Source organism: Symmachiella macrocystis (assembly GCF_007860075.1).
GTDB lineage: Bacteria > Planctomycetota > Planctomycetia > Planctomycetales > Planctomycetaceae > Symmachiella > Symmachiella macrocystis.
In genome coordinates, this window is sequence record NZ_SJPP01000003.1 from 627,976 (window position 1) to 645,367 (window position 17,392).

10 protein-coding genes are annotated in these 17,392 nt (G+C 55.5%); 9 read left to right on the top strand and 1 reads right to left on the bottom strand.

The window, feature by feature from the left end; genetic code table 11:
* The 9 genes from CA54_RS25945 to aroC all read left to right on the top strand — a co-directional run bounded on the left by CA54_RS25945 (position 1) and on the right by aroC (position 14,087).
* Positions 1-2,421 (top strand): hypothetical protein, encoded by a 2,421-nt coding sequence (locus CA54_RS25945; RefSeq protein WP_146373896.1) that lies wholly within the window; start codon positions 1-3, stop codon positions 2,419-2,421.
* Between the two features lie 121 nt (positions 2,422-2,542).
* Entirely contained in the window at positions 2,543-4,321 is a 1,779-nt protein-coding gene (locus CA54_RS29625) for a hypothetical protein (protein ID WP_197532843.1), read from the top strand.
* Positions 4,322-4,346: 25 nt separating this feature from the next.
* Positions 4,347-5,402, top strand: coding sequence for a hypothetical protein (locus CA54_RS25960; RefSeq protein ID WP_146373898.1), 1,056 nt, complete (start codon positions 4,347-4,349; stop codon positions 5,400-5,402).
* Positions 5,403-5,488: 86 nt separating this feature from the next.
* Entirely contained in the window at positions 5,489-6,652 is a 1,164-nt protein-coding gene (locus tag CA54_RS25965; RefSeq protein ID WP_146373899.1) for an NPCBM/NEW2 domain-containing protein, read from the top strand.
* Positions 6,653-6,717: 65 nt separating this feature from the next.
* Positions 6,718-8,472, top strand: coding sequence for a S1C family serine protease (locus CA54_RS25970; protein WP_146373900.1), 1,755 nt, complete (start codon positions 6,718-6,720; stop codon positions 8,470-8,472).
* On the top strand, positions 8,469-9,491 hold the full coding sequence (locus tag CA54_RS25975) for a S1C family serine protease (protein ID WP_146373901.1): 1,023 nt from the start codon (positions 8,469-8,471) through the stop codon (positions 9,489-9,491). The genes CA54_RS25970 and CA54_RS25975 overlap by 4 nt, the downstream gene beginning before the upstream one ends.
* Positions 9,492-9,592: 101 nt before the next feature.
* Positions 9,593-11,584 carry a PDZ domain-containing protein gene (locus CA54_RS25980; RefSeq protein WP_197532844.1) on the top strand — a complete coding sequence of 664 codons (1,992 nt, stop codon included), beginning with the start codon at positions 9,593-9,595 and terminating at the stop codon, positions 11,582-11,584.
* A 162-nt stretch (positions 11,585-11,746) separates the two neighbouring features.
* On the top strand, positions 11,747-12,637 hold the full coding sequence (locus CA54_RS25985) for a phosphoribosylaminoimidazolesuccinocarboxamide synthase (protein WP_146373903.1): 891 nt from the start codon (positions 11,747-11,749) through the stop codon (positions 12,635-12,637).
* Between the two features lie 325 nt (positions 12,638-12,962).
* Positions 12,963-14,087 carry a chorismate synthase gene (gene aroC / locus CA54_RS25990; protein WP_146373904.1) on the top strand — a complete coding sequence of 375 codons (1,125 nt, stop codon included), beginning with the start codon at positions 12,963-12,965 and terminating at the stop codon, positions 14,085-14,087.
* Between the two features lie 106 nt (positions 14,088-14,193).
* Here the strand turns inward: aroC and CA54_RS25995 are convergent, their stop codons facing one another.
* Positions 14,194-17,373, bottom strand: a complete 3,180-nt coding sequence (locus CA54_RS25995; protein WP_146373905.1) for a DUF11 domain-containing protein — start codon at positions 17,371-17,373, stop codon at positions 14,194-14,196.
* Positions 17,374-17,392: the final 19 nt, after the last annotated feature.

The following is a 17,392-nucleotide window of genomic DNA, read 5'->3' on the forward strand; positions in this document are numbered from 1 at the left end:
ATGGCTGACAAAACATCTCACGAACCACTAAGACCGGAAATCCCGGCCGTGCTGACGCGGCTACAGGGACGAATCCGCCGCTACGTCTTTTGGGAAGGCATGGCGACGGTGTTGGTGGTGCTGAGCCTGTTTTTCTGGGTCAGTTTAGCATTGGATTATGGGTTCTCCGTAATTTTCAAAATGGAATTCGCACGCGATTTTCGGGTTGTCATCGCCCTGATCGCCATTGGATTGGCGGCGGCAGCGCTGGTGACCCGCGTGTTGGCCCGCATGTTCCGCGACTTTCACTACGAGGCCTTGGCGCTGGTCCTGGAACGTCGTTTTCCACAACTGAATGACCGACTGATCACCAGTGTGCAATTGGCTAAACCCACGGCAGACCGTTCCCCGCTGACGGATGACATGCTGCACCGTGCGGTCGATGAAGTCGGCGACATGGCCGACGGGTTGCCGCTTCGGGATGTGTTTGATTTTGGTCCGCTAAAAAAAGTGATGGCCGCGGTCGTGCTGCTGGCGGCTTCGATCATAGGATTTGCGATTCTTTTTCCCGGCGCGTTTACAACGTGGTACCACCGCAACGTGGTATTCGCTGATGAATTTTGGCCCCGCGCTTCGGAGTTGGAGTTGGTCGTCTTGGCCACCCCCGGCGAACGGGTGCGTCCGTTCCGCGACGGCGTTTACAAACATCCCCGCGGTGCGGACTTAACGCTGCTGGCTAGCGTGCCGACGGGCAAAACCACCCCCGAGCGCGTCCGGATGAACTACCGTTTCAAAAACCGAGGCGGCGGGGGAGACGGCTACTTTTCCCAGTTGGGCGAATCCCAATTTCGCATGACCGTCAAAGGGCTACAGCACTCTTCGGAGCTAACGATCACCGGCGGTGACTACTACAATCGCCGCCCTTATGTGGTCGAAGTCGTTGATGCGCCTGTCGTGGATCGCATTGTGTTGGACAGCCTTTACCCTCCCTATACGCGATTGAATGAGGTGAACACCGATGGTACGGACTTTGTTCGCACGCCGATAGCCGTTCAAGCAACGCGGCATGCATTGCCGGTGGGGACCGATGTGATTTTCCGGACAGATAGCAACAAGCCGTTGACCGCAGCCCGCATCCAAACCGCATCATTCACGCTCGACCTCAATCCCGAACAAGCCACGCTGATGATTCCATCCACCACGGAACAAGCCGATCAAGTGGTCCCGATCGCGGCGGACCTTGCGAGCACATTTATTGACCCAGAGGGCCAACGCATCGCCATTCCGTTGATTATTACCGGAGAAGCAGCGCCGCAGTTATTGACGGCGGAGGGAGAAGTCCGCTGGCCATTGCCGCTTCCGGTTGAATCTTCGCTGCTGATCGAACTGACCGACCAAGATGAAGTTGTTAGCCAACAACCAACGCGTTTGAATCTGAGCGGCATTGTCGACGAGCCGCCGGTGGTGGAGACGCGTCCCAAGGGAATCCGCAACTCGATCACCCGCCAAGCCGTGATTCCCATCGAAGGCAAGATCACCGACGACTATGGAATCGCCGAAACGCGGTTTGAGTACACGGTGAACCAAGAGGCGGAATTCCGCCAACACCCCTTTAACTCCTCAGCCAATTTAGATCGCGAGTTCGATGTCGACGAATCGTTTGACGTGCTGGATCTGGATTTGGCATTGGGTCAAAAACTGACGTTGTCCGTAGTGGCGACCGATGGGGACAATTTGAATGGCCCACACGAAAAACGAAGTGAAGCGACGGTCTTTGAAATCGTCAGCCCCGAGGAATTGCTGTCTCTGATCAGTGCCCGGGAATTGAATCTGCGGAATCGTTTTGAACAGATTTTGCGAGAAGTTCAAGCGCGGCGAACCGACCTCAGCGCGCATCGGGCGAAACTGCTCGCCGCCGAACCGTTGCGGGGAACGACTCCGCCACCGGAACGAGTTGACGAAGTTCGCAAGCAACTCCGCGAACTGGACATTTCAGTCGAAACCGTCGCCCAGCGTTCTCTGTTGGATATTCGAAAAAACGCCAATGAAACGGCTTCTATCGAAGAAGCCTTCGCTGACATCCACGCGGAATTGATCAATAACCGGGTCAAAGCCCAACGGATGCTGGACCGTATCGAAGAAGGCATCTTAAAACCTCTTAACCTGCTGAACACAATCCACTATAATAACGTGGACGAGTCGTTGGGCCTGTTCAAGCTAGCATTGGACCGCCAACAAAGTCCTTACGAACCGTTGGATAAGTGCATCGCCGAGTTGGACAGCACGATCGCTCAGATTGAAAAGATCTTGGCGGCAATGCTCAAATTGGCGACAATCAATGAAGCCCGGGAACTGCTGCGGGCTATACTTGAAAAACAGGAAGAATTGAAAAAGCAAACCGAACAAGAACGAAAACGTAAGTTGATTGAAAGTCTGAAATAAAACTCTCTGTGTGCCGCGACGAACCTAATATTCCCGCCGCGGCCACTTTCACGTGATGGCGACACTTTACGCCCGATGGAAGTGTCGAACGCACCTGACGCATTAGAGCGGAGCAATTCCCATGCGATTTCGCCACTTCGTGCTGATCGTGGCGGCCATCGTCGCTTTCCAGGGAGCGTTCCTGGCCCAGGACGGTCAGTTGGACCGCCTCTACGCTCAAGAAGCCGCCCCAGAACCGGCCAACGACGAAACAACGCCCAACAACGCCGGTGGCAGTTTGGATTCGACCCAGCAAGCGATTTCTCGGCGCTACAAGCGCTTTGAGGAAACATTGCTGAAGATGGCCGAGTTGATGCGCAAGACCGACCCCGAGCGAGCCGAGTTGCTAAGGCGCGTGATCGGCAAAAGCAAAGAGCAATTCATCGCCATCCGCATGGATAAACTCGTCGAGCTTTTAGAAAAAGAAAGCTTCGGCAATGCGATCGAGCAACAAGACGACTTGGTGCTCGAATTGACCGCCCTATTGGACTTGCTGGGAAGCGAAGATCGGGCCAAAGAGATTGAAGAGGAAAAAAAGCGTCTGCAGGATTTAATCCGCAACGTCGACGCACTATTGGGCAAACAAAAAGGCCTCCGCGCCGATACCGAACGTGGCGCGGGCGAAAAAGGTCTGCAAAAACGCCAACACGACCTGGAAGAACGCACCCAAAAATTGGGCGAAAAAATAGATCGGCAAGATCAGAAAAAAGCTCAGGACTTACAGGGAGACCAGGAGCCCGGCGGAGAGAAGTCCGACAGCCAAAAATCGGATGCCGAAAAATCCGACGGTCAAAAGACTGACGGCAAGAAATCCGATGGCCAGAAGTCGGATGGGCAAAAGTCGGATGGGCAAAAGTCGGATGGGCAAAAGTCGGATGGGCAAAAGTCGGATGGGCAAAAGTCGGATGGGCAAAAGTCGGATGGTCAGAAGTCGGATGGTCAGAAGTCGGATGGTCAGAAGTCCGATGGTCAGAAGTCCGATGGTCAGAAGTCGGACGGTCAGAAGTCGGACGGTCAGAAGTCCGATGGACAACAAAAACAGCAACCTTCCACGCCTGGACGCCAGGAGGTCGAGCAGGCGCGGAAGGCCATGCAGGATGCTTTGGACAAACTCAAAGAGGGCCAACGCGACGACGCCTCGCAGGACCAGACGGATGCCATTGCCAAATTGCAGCAAGCCAAAGAGCGGCTTGAGGAAATTCTTCGCCAATTGCGGGAAGAAGAACGCGAGCGGATGTTGACGAAACTGGAGGACCGTTTCCAGCAAATGCTAGCGGTGCAGATCCTGATTTATGACAACACGGTCCCATTGGGAAAAATCCCCGAGGATCAACGCGAAACGCGGCACATTTCCAAGGCCAAGGAACTCGCCCGCAAAGAAGCGGGACTTGCGCTGGAAGCCGAAAAGGCGTTGACGCTTCTTAAAGACGAGGGATCCTCCGTCGCTTTCCCCGAAGCGGTCGAGCAAATGCGCGACGATATGCGAACCGTGATGACGCGGCTCGAAGCGGCTCAGGTGGGCGAACTGACGCAGGGCATTGAACAGGACATTATCGAAACACTGGAAGAATTGGTCGAAGCGCTTCAGAGAGAAATTGAGCAAGGCAAAGCCAAACCACAAGATCAACAGAAGAAGCAGCAACAAAAACGAAAAGAGGAGCTGCTGAATAAGCTGGCCGAACTCAAAATGCTACGCTCGCTGCAATTACGCATCAATCGCGGAACCAAACGACTGGGACGACTGTTCGACGGGGAACAGGCCGAACAGCAGGATATTCTCGACCAACTGAGGATTCTCGGCGAACGTCAACGCCGTGTCCAAAATGCGACGAATGACATCGCCACCGGAAAAAATCAATAGTTTTCTGTTTTCCTTGGAAATGCATATGAAATTACGAATCGCTACATATTGCATCACATTGACTGCCGCTTGGGCTCTCATGCCGCGCCCCGCTGTCGCATTCGAAACGGCAGGCGCTGCCGTCCTGGCCGCGCCTGCGGCTGAGGTGGTTCAACAACGCGTACATAATTGGCTGACCACAGTCAAAGACCTGCAGCCGGAAACGCAGCAGCAAATCGATGCCTTGTGGCAATTCGAAGGCGAACTCCCCGCGGAAAAATTATTGGAGCGGGTCATCGCCACTTTTAGTCTGGTCGACGCCCCCACGAAGGCGCTAGTCGAAGCCTGTCGCTTCCGGGATGTAAGCGTCCATCCTCCCGACGCGCAGTTGTTGGAGGCCGAGAACCTCGATTCGTTTTACACCAATAACCTGCGGTTGTACTACGGGCGTTACCTGACGCAGCGACGGATGTACGAAGAGGGCTTGGCTGTTTTCGACAACATTGCCGTCACAGAGGTTGTTGATCCGGCGACGTATTTGTTTTTCAAAGCAGTTTGCCAACATCATCTGCTAATGAAGCAAGACGGGCTGAAAACGATTGAGCAATTGACGGCGCGCACTGAGGGCGTCCCCTCGCGATACAGCACCGTAGCGACGCTGATGCAGTACGATCTGGAAGGGCTGAAAGAGAAATCGCTCGACGAAATCTCTCGCAAGATGCTCGACGTGGAGCGACGACTCGACTTGGGACGATCGGGGCAAAAAGTCCAAAAGGTCGAAGATGAAATCATCGCCGGCCTAGATGAGATCATCAAGAAAATTGAACAACAATCCGGCGGAGGCGGAGGTGGTGGTGGCCAGGGTGGCAATAGCAACAACCCTGCGAACGGTGCTGACGACAGCAGCGTGAAGGGGGCAACCGCACCGGGCACCGTCGATCCCAAGGACATTAAAAAAGGGGGCAAGTGGGGCGGCCTGGATGACAAGGCCCGCTCCCGGATCAAGCAACTGATTGGCCGCGATTTCCCGAACCATTACCGTCGCGCTGTTGAAGAGTATTTTCGCAACGCCGCCAAACGGACCGTCCCGACGAATAATTGATGTCCAGTCCCCTCCCCCATTGCCCCTGACCCTGATGCCTCTGTGATTGTACTTGCCCCTCATTCCACTTGCGTATTGAAGAGAATATGAGCGTTTGGTTCCTGGTTACGGCTGCAGCCTTGCTACAACAACCCCAGGTGGAATTGCAAACACTTGAGGGGGCTCCCCAGATCGGGACCTTGTCGCAACTGACCGCCGACGGGGCAGTCATCACGACCGGCGAGGGAGGAGCGACCGTTTCTGCGGATGACCTGTTGGAAATCCGTTTTCCGGGACGAAAATCGGTACTTCCCCCGCGGAATTCCATTCATGTCACATTGACCGATGGATCGCATTTCGCATGCAAGTCGTTCGCACTTGCCTCCCAAAGAGCACAGCCAACGATCGAAGGTCTCGAGCCGTTCAGCTTTTCCTCCCGCTCATTAGCGACGATCCGTTTATCGCCAGCCGACGGTGCGATTGCTGAGCTGTGGAGTGACATGCGAAAACGCGATTTCGAGACCGATGCGCTCATCATCCGTAAGGGCGATATTCTGGACTATTTGACCGGGGTCATTGGCGACATCGATGACAAGACCGTTAAATTTCTCATCGACAATGACGAATTGGAACTTCCCCGCGAAAAAGTTTTCGGACTCGTTTTTTATCACCGCACGCCGCGAAAGACGAGACCCGTCTGCGGTATCTCCCTGACAGATGGCGGATTGTTATTGGCCCGTTCAGTTGAACTTATGGAGTCAAACCTGAACGCGCGGCTCTCGGTCGGCGGCTCGCTGAAGTTGCCACTCAGCAAGATTGAAAGCCTGGATTTTAGCAACGGCAAAGTTGTTTATCTCGCCAACATGGAACCACGCGATGTTCAATACGTCCCCTATTTCGACATCACTTGGACCTACCGTCGCAACAGCAATCTGGACGGGGGACCGATTCGACTAGGCGGGCAGACCTATACCAAGGGACTTTCGATTCACAGCCGCACAACGCTGAAATATCGGCTACGCGGCGACTACCGGCGATTTCGCGCGGTGATGGGAATCGACCAAATTGTCGAAGGGCGCGGAAATGTGAAGGTGGTCATTTCGGCCGACGACAATGTCCTTTTGGAAACAACTGTGAAAGGGACCGACAAACCGCAACCGCTGGACTTGGACGTGAGCGGCGCGCGGGACCTGACGATTCTCGTCGATTTTGGCGAGGACCTGGATATCGCCGATCATCTCGACCTTGCGGACGCCCGGGTTACGAAATAACGTTGAAGAGAGAGAGGGGTGGCACGATCGCGTCGCCTGACAATTCATCCTACACGGAAACACAGATGCCCAAATTTTTAACCTCGCTGATTGCGGCCCTGTTGCTGATTGCGCAAATCCCGGCAGTCCCGGCCCCCGCCGTTGAGCCGGAAGTTGCGCAGGCGGAACAACAACGCATCGAGGTGATGGCCCGTGCCGCTTCGACGGTGGTTGCCGTTTTCGGAGCAGAGGGAGCCGGCGGCGGTTCAGGAGTCTTGATTTCGCCCGATGGATATGCCCTGACGAATTTCCACGTGGTGCAAGGCGCCGGCAATTTCATGAAGTGCGGCTTGGCCGATGGTGTCCTGTATGACGCGGTGATCGTCAGTATCGACCCCACGGGCGACGTGGCTTTGATCAAACTCTTGGGACGGGACGATTTCCCCGCCGCTCCGATGGGCAACAGCGATTTGCTCCACCAAGGGGATCCTGTGTTCGCCATGGGCAATCCCTTCCTGCTGGCAACCGACTTTCACCCGACGGCCACGTTTGGCATCGTTTCGGGAATTCACCGCTACCAATATCCCTCGGGTACGATTTTGGAGTACACCGACTGCATTCAAACCGACGCTTCGATCAATCCCGGCAACTCCGGCGGCCCGTTGTTCAACACCGCTGGGGAAGTGGTCGGGATCAACGGTCGTATTTCCCTAGATAAACGGGGCCGCGTCAATGTGGGGGCGGGCTACGCCATCTCCATCAATCAAATCAAACATTTCATGGACCACCTCCGCAGTGGACGCATCGTGGACCATGCTACGTTGGGCGCGATCGTCTCCACAAATCAGGATGGCGCGGTGATGGTCGACAACATCTTGGAGGATACACCCGTCTATCGCCGAGGTTTGCGATTGGATGACGAAATCGTTTCCTTTGCTGGGCGACCGATTCGTAGTGTGAATCAATTCAAAAACATCCTGGGAATTTACCCCAAAGGATGGAAGTTGCCGCTCGCGTTTCGTCGGGAAGTCGATGGCAATATCGAAACCCACGAAATCATCGTTCGCTTAGAGGCATTGCACCGCAGCAGTGAATTGACGCTCGACGATTCCCCCAAAAAACCGCGCGGCCCCCGTCTGCCCAAAACTGAACGCAAGGAACAACCTCCGGCCGTGTTAAAGACATCGCCGGAACTGGCAAAATACTATCAGAAAAAACCGGGGTTCCTGAATTACTATTTCAATGAACTCGAACGCAATCGCGCACTACGAGGGTTGGAGGATCTGGGCGATTTTTCCGAGGTGAGCAGTCGCTGGATCGTGACCGGCAAGACGGAAACCGGCGAAGATTTCCGCATTGTATTCGCCTCCACAGGAATGGGAATGCTGTTAGGCGAAAACGCCTACTTGCAGCCCTTGGGCGAGGATGCCGCGATCATCGATGAACCGCCGGGCAGCGGCGGTTTGTTGGCCGGATTGAACCACTATCGTCGCCTATTGACGATGGGAGCTGCCGGTTTTTCTGAATTCTTTTACGTCGGCAGCACCCCGCTGGATGGTGTGGGCGAGCGTGTTGATATTGTCGAAGCGGAATTGAACGCCGGACGTTCACTGTGGTATTTCCAAAAGGGCACGGGCGAACTGGTCGGGTTTGACTTTTGGATCCATGACGATGCAGATCCTTGCGAGGTCCGCTTCTCCGGTAGGCGAGAATTCCAGGGACGAATATTACCCGCGCGGTGGACGGTCAATCACGCCGACAAAACTTTCGTCACATTGAATATCGAAAACTGTGAGTTTCCAACGTCCGACGACGAATCAGTCAAGGAGGCGGGCCGATGAAACATCTCTTGCGTAGCAGTATTATGATTCTGCTGGTTTGTGGGAGCATGCCCCTCGCAAACGCCCAAGATGAGCTGTCCCCCATCCAGGAAGTGCAAACACGGCTGGTGAAAATCTTCGGTGCCGGCGGCATCGGCGGATTGCATTCCTATAGCACCGGTTTCATCATCTCGCCCGACGGTTATATCGCCACGGTCTGGAGCCACGTTTTGGATCCCGACGTGGTGACGGTCGTGCTGGGCAACGGACGTAAACTGGAAGGCCGCATCGTCGGGGCCGAGCCGCAATTGCATCTGGCAATTCTCAAAGTCGATGCTGAGGACCTCCCCTATTTTGATTTAGACGACGCTGCTTCAGCCGGAACCGGGCAGCGCGTCCTAGCCTTTGGTAATATGTACAAGGTGGCTACGGGCGATGAACCGGTCTCGGTGATGCAAGGCGTGATTGCCGCTAAGACGCGATTGCGTGCGCGGCGGGGCGCGTTTGAGGTCCCCTTTGACGGGCCTGTCTATGTCGTCGATGCCATCACCAACAATCCCGGTATGGGCGGCGGAGTGTTGACAACCCGCGACGGCCGGTTGCTGGCCATGATTGGCAAGGAACTGCGCAACGCTGAAACCAATACCTGGATCAATTATGCTATCCCGGTGGATGAGTTGGCTGATGTCGCGCATCAAATCAAATCCGGAACATTTCGCCGAAGTGATACCCCCAAAAGCCGGACCGCCCCACCGCAAAACTATCGCGCGATCGACTTTGGCATCGTGCTTATTCCAGACGTACTCAGCCGCACACCGGCCTATATTGACAGTCTCCTTCCCGGCAGCGATGCCGCCCAACAAGACCTACGCCCCGACGACCTGTTGCTGTTCATCAACGGTGAACTCATTCAGTCCTGCAAGGAATTGCAGGCCGAATTGGGCCGACTGGAAGAGGCGGATATTGTCCAATTGGTCGTCCGCCGCGGAGACAGTTTGGTCTCTGTGGAGTTAGAAGCCCCTGAAAAAGACGAACCATAGTCCAACGAATTCAAATTACACGGACGGTTTGTCCGCCCGTGCCAACGGCATTTATGCCACGAAAAGTTCGTGCCCCATCTTCAACAACTGAACCGCACATCATGCCGAATCAAAAACTACGGCTGACCATACTCACGCTATTGAGCATCGTCGTCGTGATCATAATTGCCCCAACGGCCAGAGCGCAGACGGATGGCAAATTGGCTGTCTTGGAAGAACGCGCGCTCAAACAAGCTGCGGCGATTGTTGCTCCGTCGACTGTGCGGATTGAAACCGTCGGAGGTTTAGAGCGAGTCGAAGAAATCCTGGCTGGAACGGGACCGACTACAGGTGTAGTTGTTTCGGCCGATGGGTACATCATTACCAGCTCCTTCAATTTTGCCGCCAAACCGTCGTCCATCTTGGTGACGTTGCCCGACGGTCGCCGCTTTGCCGCGCGACAGGTTGCGTCGGACAACCTCAAGATGCTGACCTTGATCAAGATCAACGCCGAGAATTTGACGCCAGCCCCTGCCGCACCGCGCGACAGCATCCGCGTAGGACAATGGGCCATCGCCCTGGGACGGACTTATGAAACCCCGTTTCCCAGCATGTCGGTGGGCATTGTCAGCGCGCTCAATCGAATCTGGGGCAAGGCGATTCAAACCGACGCCAAGGTTTCGCCCGTGAATTACGGCGGACCGTTGGTCGACATCGAAGGCCGCGTCCTGGGCGTGTTGGTTCCACTCTCGCCGCAAGGAAAATCCGACGCAGCGGGCGTTGAATGGTACGATGCGGGGATCGGCTTCGCGATTCCGATGTCCGACATCTATGCCGTGCTCGATCAACTCAAAGCCGAGAAAGACCTGCACAGTGGTTTGTTGGGCATTACGTTTGAAAGTAAGGATCTCTACAGCACGCCCCCGGTGGTCGACCACGTTTGGTACAACTCCCCCGCACAGAAGGCCGGAATCAAATCGGGTGACACGATCGTCGAGGTCAACAACGCGGCAACGACAAGGATTACCCAAGTTCGGCACGCATTGGGCAACGCCTATGCCGGAGATAAAATTGCATTGAGCGTCAATCGCGACGGCGAGACGATCAAGGTGGACTTCGAATTGGCCGCAAAATTAGAGCCCTACGAATCCGCTTTTTTGGGAATCTTGCCCGAGCGTCTTTCCACCATCGAGCCGGCTGAGGCCGCTGGTGTGGAAGTTCGCTACGTCTATGCCGACAGCCCGGCAGCCGCCGCGGGACTACAGCGCGGGGACCGCATCACAGAATTCAATGACGCACCACAAAGTACAGCCATCGAGTTACGCGACGCGCTGAGCCGCGCGCGGCCCGGCGATAAAGCAGTCCTCACCTATCTGCGCAAGGGGGAATCCCAAACCGCTGAGGTGGAGTTGCAAAAGATCTCAGCTGTGATCCCGGCAGAATTACCACGCTCGCCCATCCCATTGCCGGCGGAGAAAAACGAGGATTCTGAAAAAACAGGACGCTTGGCCGAAACGCTGGAAACGCACGCGCACGATTTGTGGGCCTTCGTTCCGGATGATTACAACCCTGACTACCAGTACGCGCTCTTGGTGTGGATCCATCCGTCGAGAAACACTATGGAAGCCGACATGCTCAAACGTTGGAAGCAGATTTGCCGCGAGCGCGGTGTGATCCTGCTGGCCCCTAAGGCAGGTACCGCTGAGACATGGACTCCCAACGAAATCGGCTTCATTAAGGCAGCCGTCGAATCGTTTGTCCATCGCTATTCCATTGACCAGGAGCGGATCGTATTACACGGTTTCGACTCGGGTGCAGTCCTGGCCCAGCAGTTGGCATTCAAAGAACGCGAACTGTTCCCAGCGATCTGTCTCGCCAGAGCCCCGCTGGCCGTCCAGCCACCTGAGAATCGTCCCGACTTCCCGTTGCAATGGGATTTCGTCTACGGTGCCGACGACCCGCAGAGTCGCAAAATTGAGGCATCGATTCAGGCGCTGGAGAAAATGCGGTATCCGGTCAGCCATCGCGCAGTTCCGGGATTGGGACAAGAATATCCACCGGAACCAGCCATCGAAGAGGTCGGTCGCTGGATCGACGCGCTGGACCGCATTTGACCCTAAACCGTGCCCAACGGTTGACCGAGATGCAATTTTTTCTCATGTGAGCCGTGCCGGTTTTCTTCGCACTTCGGCTTTGCTAAACTGCGGACCAGCGTGGAATTTTTGATTCCTCAAGTCTCCTGGTCCTGAACGCATTCTCGAAAAGCATACCATCCCATGAGTAATAATTCGCTGCTGCAAAGTTCCATTCCCGGTATGGAAGCCCACCGAGGCAAAGTTCGTGATGTGTACGAATTTGGCGATAAACTGTTGTTCGTTGCCACCGACCGCATTTCCGCCTTCGACTGGGTTCTGCCCACCGGCATCCCCGACAAAGGCCGTGTGCTGACCCAAATGAGCAAGGTATGGTTTGACCGCTTGGACGTGCGGAACCATCTGATCAGCATGGATATGGGGGACCTGGATCTGCCCGATGGCGTTGATGTCGAGTCACTGGACGGACGGAGCATGGTCGTGCTCAAGACCGAGGTGTTTCCGGTCGAATGTGTTGTCCGGGGCTACCTGTCAGGATCGGGCTGGAAGGAATACCAAGAAACCGGCCGTGTCTGCGGCATTCAACTTCCCGCGGGAATGAAGGAAAGCGATAAACTCGCCGAACCGATCTTCACTCCCGCCACCAAGGAGACCAGCGGACACGACATCAACATCTCATTTGAACAGATGTGCGAAATCATTCCGGCCGAGACATCGAAAAAGCTCCGTGATTTGAGCTTTCAGGTGTATCAATCAGGTGCGGACTATGCGGCGAAGGAAGGGATCATCATCGCCGATACGAAATTCGAGTTCGGTCATTTGGATGGGGAGATCATTCTCATCGACGAAGTCCTTACCCCCGACAGCTCACGGTTTTGGCCGGTGGATCAATACGAACCGGGCAAGTCGCAACCCTCCTTCGATAAACAATTCGTGCGGGACCACTTGGTCGAATGTGGCTGGGACCGCAACAGCGAACCCCCCGCCCTGCCCGATGACATTGTCGCCAAAACGCGTGCGAAATACGTCGAGGCCTACGAAATATTGGCCAAAGGCGAATTCCCCTGGAAATAATTCTGCACAGGAAGCTTTCCGGGAGGGCGAGGCTCCCGCCAAGCCGCATTTACCAAAACGCTAACCCTGGTTCTCAAAGACAGGGTGCTGCGGACGTCACCCTGCGGCGCTACGTGTCGTTGCCGAATATGGTACAATGCCGTATTCAAACATCCCCACAGGGTGCCACTGGCGGCTTGTCTGCCAGTGCGGTGACGAGGCGAGTCTACTTTCTACCTGGCAGCTAGCGACGTGCCGACTCCGGACAAACCGGCAGCGACATTCGCACGTCAGGCCAGTTGATTTCGCGTTGACGTATTCAGCCATATCACGATTCAGGGCGCACATGACGGGCAATTCCTTTGGACAGGCATTTCGGATCACCACCGCCGGCGAAAGCCACGGGCCAGGGAATGTCGTTATTATTGACGGCGTTCCGCCCGGGTTGGAGTTGTCGGTCGAGGACCTGATGGTCGATCTCGATCGCCGTCGTCCCGGACAAAGCAAAATCGTTACTCAGCGCAACGAAGCCGATCTGCCGGAAATCCTCGCGGGTGTCTTTGAAGGGCACACCACCGGCACCAGCTTGGCGATCCTCATCCGTAATACCGATCAGCGCAGCCGGGATTACAGTGACATCCAGGACAAATACCGTCCCGGCCACGCGGACTATACCTACGACGCGAAATACGGTTTTCGCGACTATCGCGGCGGAGGGCGTTCCAGCGCCCGCGAAACGACGGCCCGCGTCGCTGCCGGTGTTGTCGCCAAAAAATTAATCGCCGCTGCTTTCGGCGGACAGGTCGTCGGTTATGTTTCACAGGTTGGCGACATCCGCGCCGAGATTCCCGACCCGGCGGCGGTCACGCTCGATGCGGTCGAAAAACTTCCGGACGGGGAACCCAATATCGTCCGCTGTCCCGATATTGCGGCAGCAACAAAGATGATCGAGCTGATCGAATCGGTCCGCAAGGAAGGGGATTCAATCGGCGGCGCGGGGGAAATTGTCGCTTCGGGGGTTCCGGCCGGATTGGGAGAACCGGTGTTTGACAAAATCAAAGCCGATCTCGCCAAAGCGCTCTTCAGTTTGCCGGCCGTACTGGGAGTGGAATACGGTATCGGCTTTGGCTGCGTCACGATGCGGGGTAGCAAGAACAACGATCTGTTCACCGCAGGCCCAGCCGGTCACGAAGCTGAGATTACGACCTCGTCGAATCGTCATGGCGGAATGTTGGGGGGGATCACCAGTGGCCTGCCCATCGTGTTGCGTGCCGCGGTGAAACCGACCAGCAGTTTGCCGATTGCTCAATCGACCGTCACCCGTGACGGCCAACCGACCACGATTCAAACCAAGGGCCGCCACGACCCGTGTCTTTTACCACGGTTCATTCCCATGGCTGAGGCAATGGTCGCAATCGTACTCGCCGACCACTGGCTGCGCCACGCCGGGCAAAACTCACTCGACCTCTAGTGCCGTCAGGTGCGTCGCAACGCGCCTTTGTGTGTAGGACGGCTGTTTCACCCAACCAAACCGACTCGGCATAGATTCGCCCGCTTGTCGGCTGGTGACCAAGGTCCTAGTTTTGCTCACCGAAGATCACGGTGGCGGTTTCGCGACTCAGTGGCTTTTTCATTTGGTCGCTTTGCACTTGCACATGCAGACGCGTATCGCCGGGGGCTTTTGCCTCAAGCAATAGATCAACAGAGATATGCTGGTTGGGAGCCAAATCGGCAATCGGGCTGAAGTCGATTTGTTGCTTGGTTTGCTGGTGCTCCAACGGTCCTTTGATGTTGACCATCTCCATTTCCTCGGGCAACAACGTCGAGACTAGCACGCCTGTTGCCGCTTCGGTGCCGCGATTTTGGATTTCGATGCGGTAGGAAACACGCTCTCCAATCACCACTGGTTGATCGGCCTGGGAGATTTTGATGTCCAACAGGGCGAATCCACGGATCGCCGTCTCAGTGGTTGTTGATCCAATTTGTCCCGACTCGCCGAAGACGCGAATCACGCTTTCTTTGGTTCCCGGTGCTTCGGGCAGCAGCATGACGCTGACATCTTCGGATTCCTCTGCGGCAATCTGTTGGATATGCCAGGTCACGGTTTTCTTCTGAGGATCAAAATTGCCCCCTTGTGAGGCTTTGAGGAACTTCATGCCTTCGGGAATTTGTTCAACAACCACAAGATCGTTGACGGGCGATTTGGCTTTATTGCGGATTGAGTTGGTGAACGAAGTCGCGCGACGCAGCAAGCGGCTTTTCGGTCCCTCGCGACTGATTGAAATCCCTTGGTCCAGGATTTTCACTTCCGCCTCAGCTTTGATGGAGATATCCCCATCGGCTGTGACGATGGCTTGATTGACACCCGCACCAATTTCGGCGGCGGTGAGCGTCAATTGTACGTCGCGTGTTTGCCCACCTGCCAGATCGCCGATTTCGTATTCCAAATCTTTCCCGCCGGGATGCGTGAAGTGGCTCGGCAAAATGTCCCGCAGTACGACCTTTTTGGCAACCATCGTCCCCAAGTTGGTGACTTTGAATTGAAACACGACCGGTTTCCCCAGCGGCGCTTCTTTGGGCGCATTAATGGAGACCTTCAATTCCGGTTTTTGTACCACGGTCTGAGCGGCGACTTCCGCCACGAAATTAACGGTTGCGACGCTGCCAATCGGCCCTTCGGCAATCGGAATCACTCGGATCGAAATCTTGCGTTCCTGATTCGGCTGCAGCGTCCCAAACTTCCAGATCAGCTTTTTACCAACCAACTCGGCTTGGGGAATTGTGCCGGTCAATTTGGCGCCGCGGGGGATTTCATCTTCCACAGTCACGTGCCCCGCGGGACTTTGCCCCACGTTTTTAATCAGAATCGAATAGATAAACGGCTTGCCCAACACGGCTGTGGGGGGCGACTGTTTGTCGATGGTCAGTTGCGGCCGTTGCTCGCCTCGTGGTGAATCCGCGTCAATGGTCCCTTCGCCGATCACTTCCTCGTTCACGACATTCTCATCGGCCGCGGGCTGTGATTCGACGGCATCGGTATCGGTTGGTGAAACCTCCACTTTCGGTTCTTGCGCCGGCACTGTTTCTGTGGGTAACAATTCCGGTTCCGGTTCAGCGATCAATTCCGGCGTCGATTCTTCAGCGAGTTCTTCGGCCGGTTCTTCCAAAGTTTCAGTGAAAGTTTCTTCAACTTCAGGGATCAGGCCCGGCTCAGCAGCGGGAACGGTCACAGGTCCTTCGTCGCTGTCGGTCGCTTCCGTAGCGACTGGCTCGATTTCGTCGGTGAGCATTGCCTCAGGTTCAAGGACGTCCGTCTCAGGAAAACTCGGCAGCGGCGGCGTTTCGTTGTTAACCTCTTCCGCGGCCAATTCGCGTGCCTCAAACGGTTCTTCGGTGATGACGGCAGGTTCTTCCACGGCTGGAAGACTCTCGCTGAAATCGTCGGCCGACATCTCCTCCGGTTCAAAACTCGGCGGGTCTTCGGTGTATTCAAGGACCGTATCGCCAGCCGGTTCTTCCATTGCGGGCTCTTCGACAACAATTTCTTCGACAGTATCGTCTAGCGGAAGTTCAGTGAGTTCCGGCGACTCGGGAGAGGCCTCTGCAGCTTCGACCTCTTCCAACCCAGTTAAATCCGCTGGTTCGAATGGCTCAATCACCTCGACAGCGTTGTCATCCGCAAAATCATCAGCCAACGGAAGCAATTCTTCTGTGGGCTCTTCAAGTTCCGTTGCATCAAGCTGCACCTCGTCGAGCGGGGCATCCTCGTCCCCGGCAGTCGGCAGGCTGACATCGTCCGCAAACGGATCCGTTTCTTCGGATGCAAAATCGTACAACTCTGTTTCTACGGCCGGAACCGTTTCAACTACCGGTTCCTCAACTGAAGAGGTTTCAAACGGATCGATTTCGGTGATCGCTGTCTCGGTTTCAGCTTCAGTCGGCATAGCCAAAGGTTCGGTCGACTCGTCCACTAAAAAATCGTCACCCGTGGCCGGTAATTCCTCCGGCACGATTTCTACAATCTCTTCTTCGTTGGAGAATTCCTCGGTGGCAGATTCATCAGTGGCGGCTTCTTCTGTGGATGCCGCAGCGGCCGCATCAAAAATTCCGATGGAGCTCTCCACTTCGGTCTCGTCAAACGCGGGGATTTCTTCAAGCGGTTCCACAACATCGGTATCGGCTGCGACTTCCGCCTCAGGTGGATCGTCCCACAACTCAGGTACGGTATTTTCTGCTTCGACGATGGTCTCGGCGGCGGGTTCCCCTTGTCCCGACAACGGAAGCCCTTCCTCACCCAGTGGTCGCGGTTCGACTGCCTCATCATCCCCGAAAGGATTCACTACTGGAACCGCTGCCCCCGTTTGGGCAAGATGCGGATACTCTTCGGAATTATCGTTGAGGTGCCCGACATGCGAGACTGCATCATCGGTTTTCTCATGCGGAGCCGCCGGGGATTGAGAATACCCGAGGAAGTCGTTTTCAGAATCGCCTTCTGACGACCCTTCTACTTTTGTGTCCTCATTTTCCGCAACGTCTTGAGGCGAATTGGCCATGTCCTCGCGAGCATGATCGATGACCAATAGACAGAGTGCGACAACGCCGGTAATAACGGCGAGTTTCCACAAGGAACTTTGCATGGGATTCCTTTCCCGGTCGACAACGACGCTCTCGGAATAGAGAGCGGGGGGAATTTGAACGATGACTTTGAGCGCATCGCGACCCAGAATCCCGTCTTGGGGAACTCGACCACGATGCACGCTACGTTTCTTAGCAAAT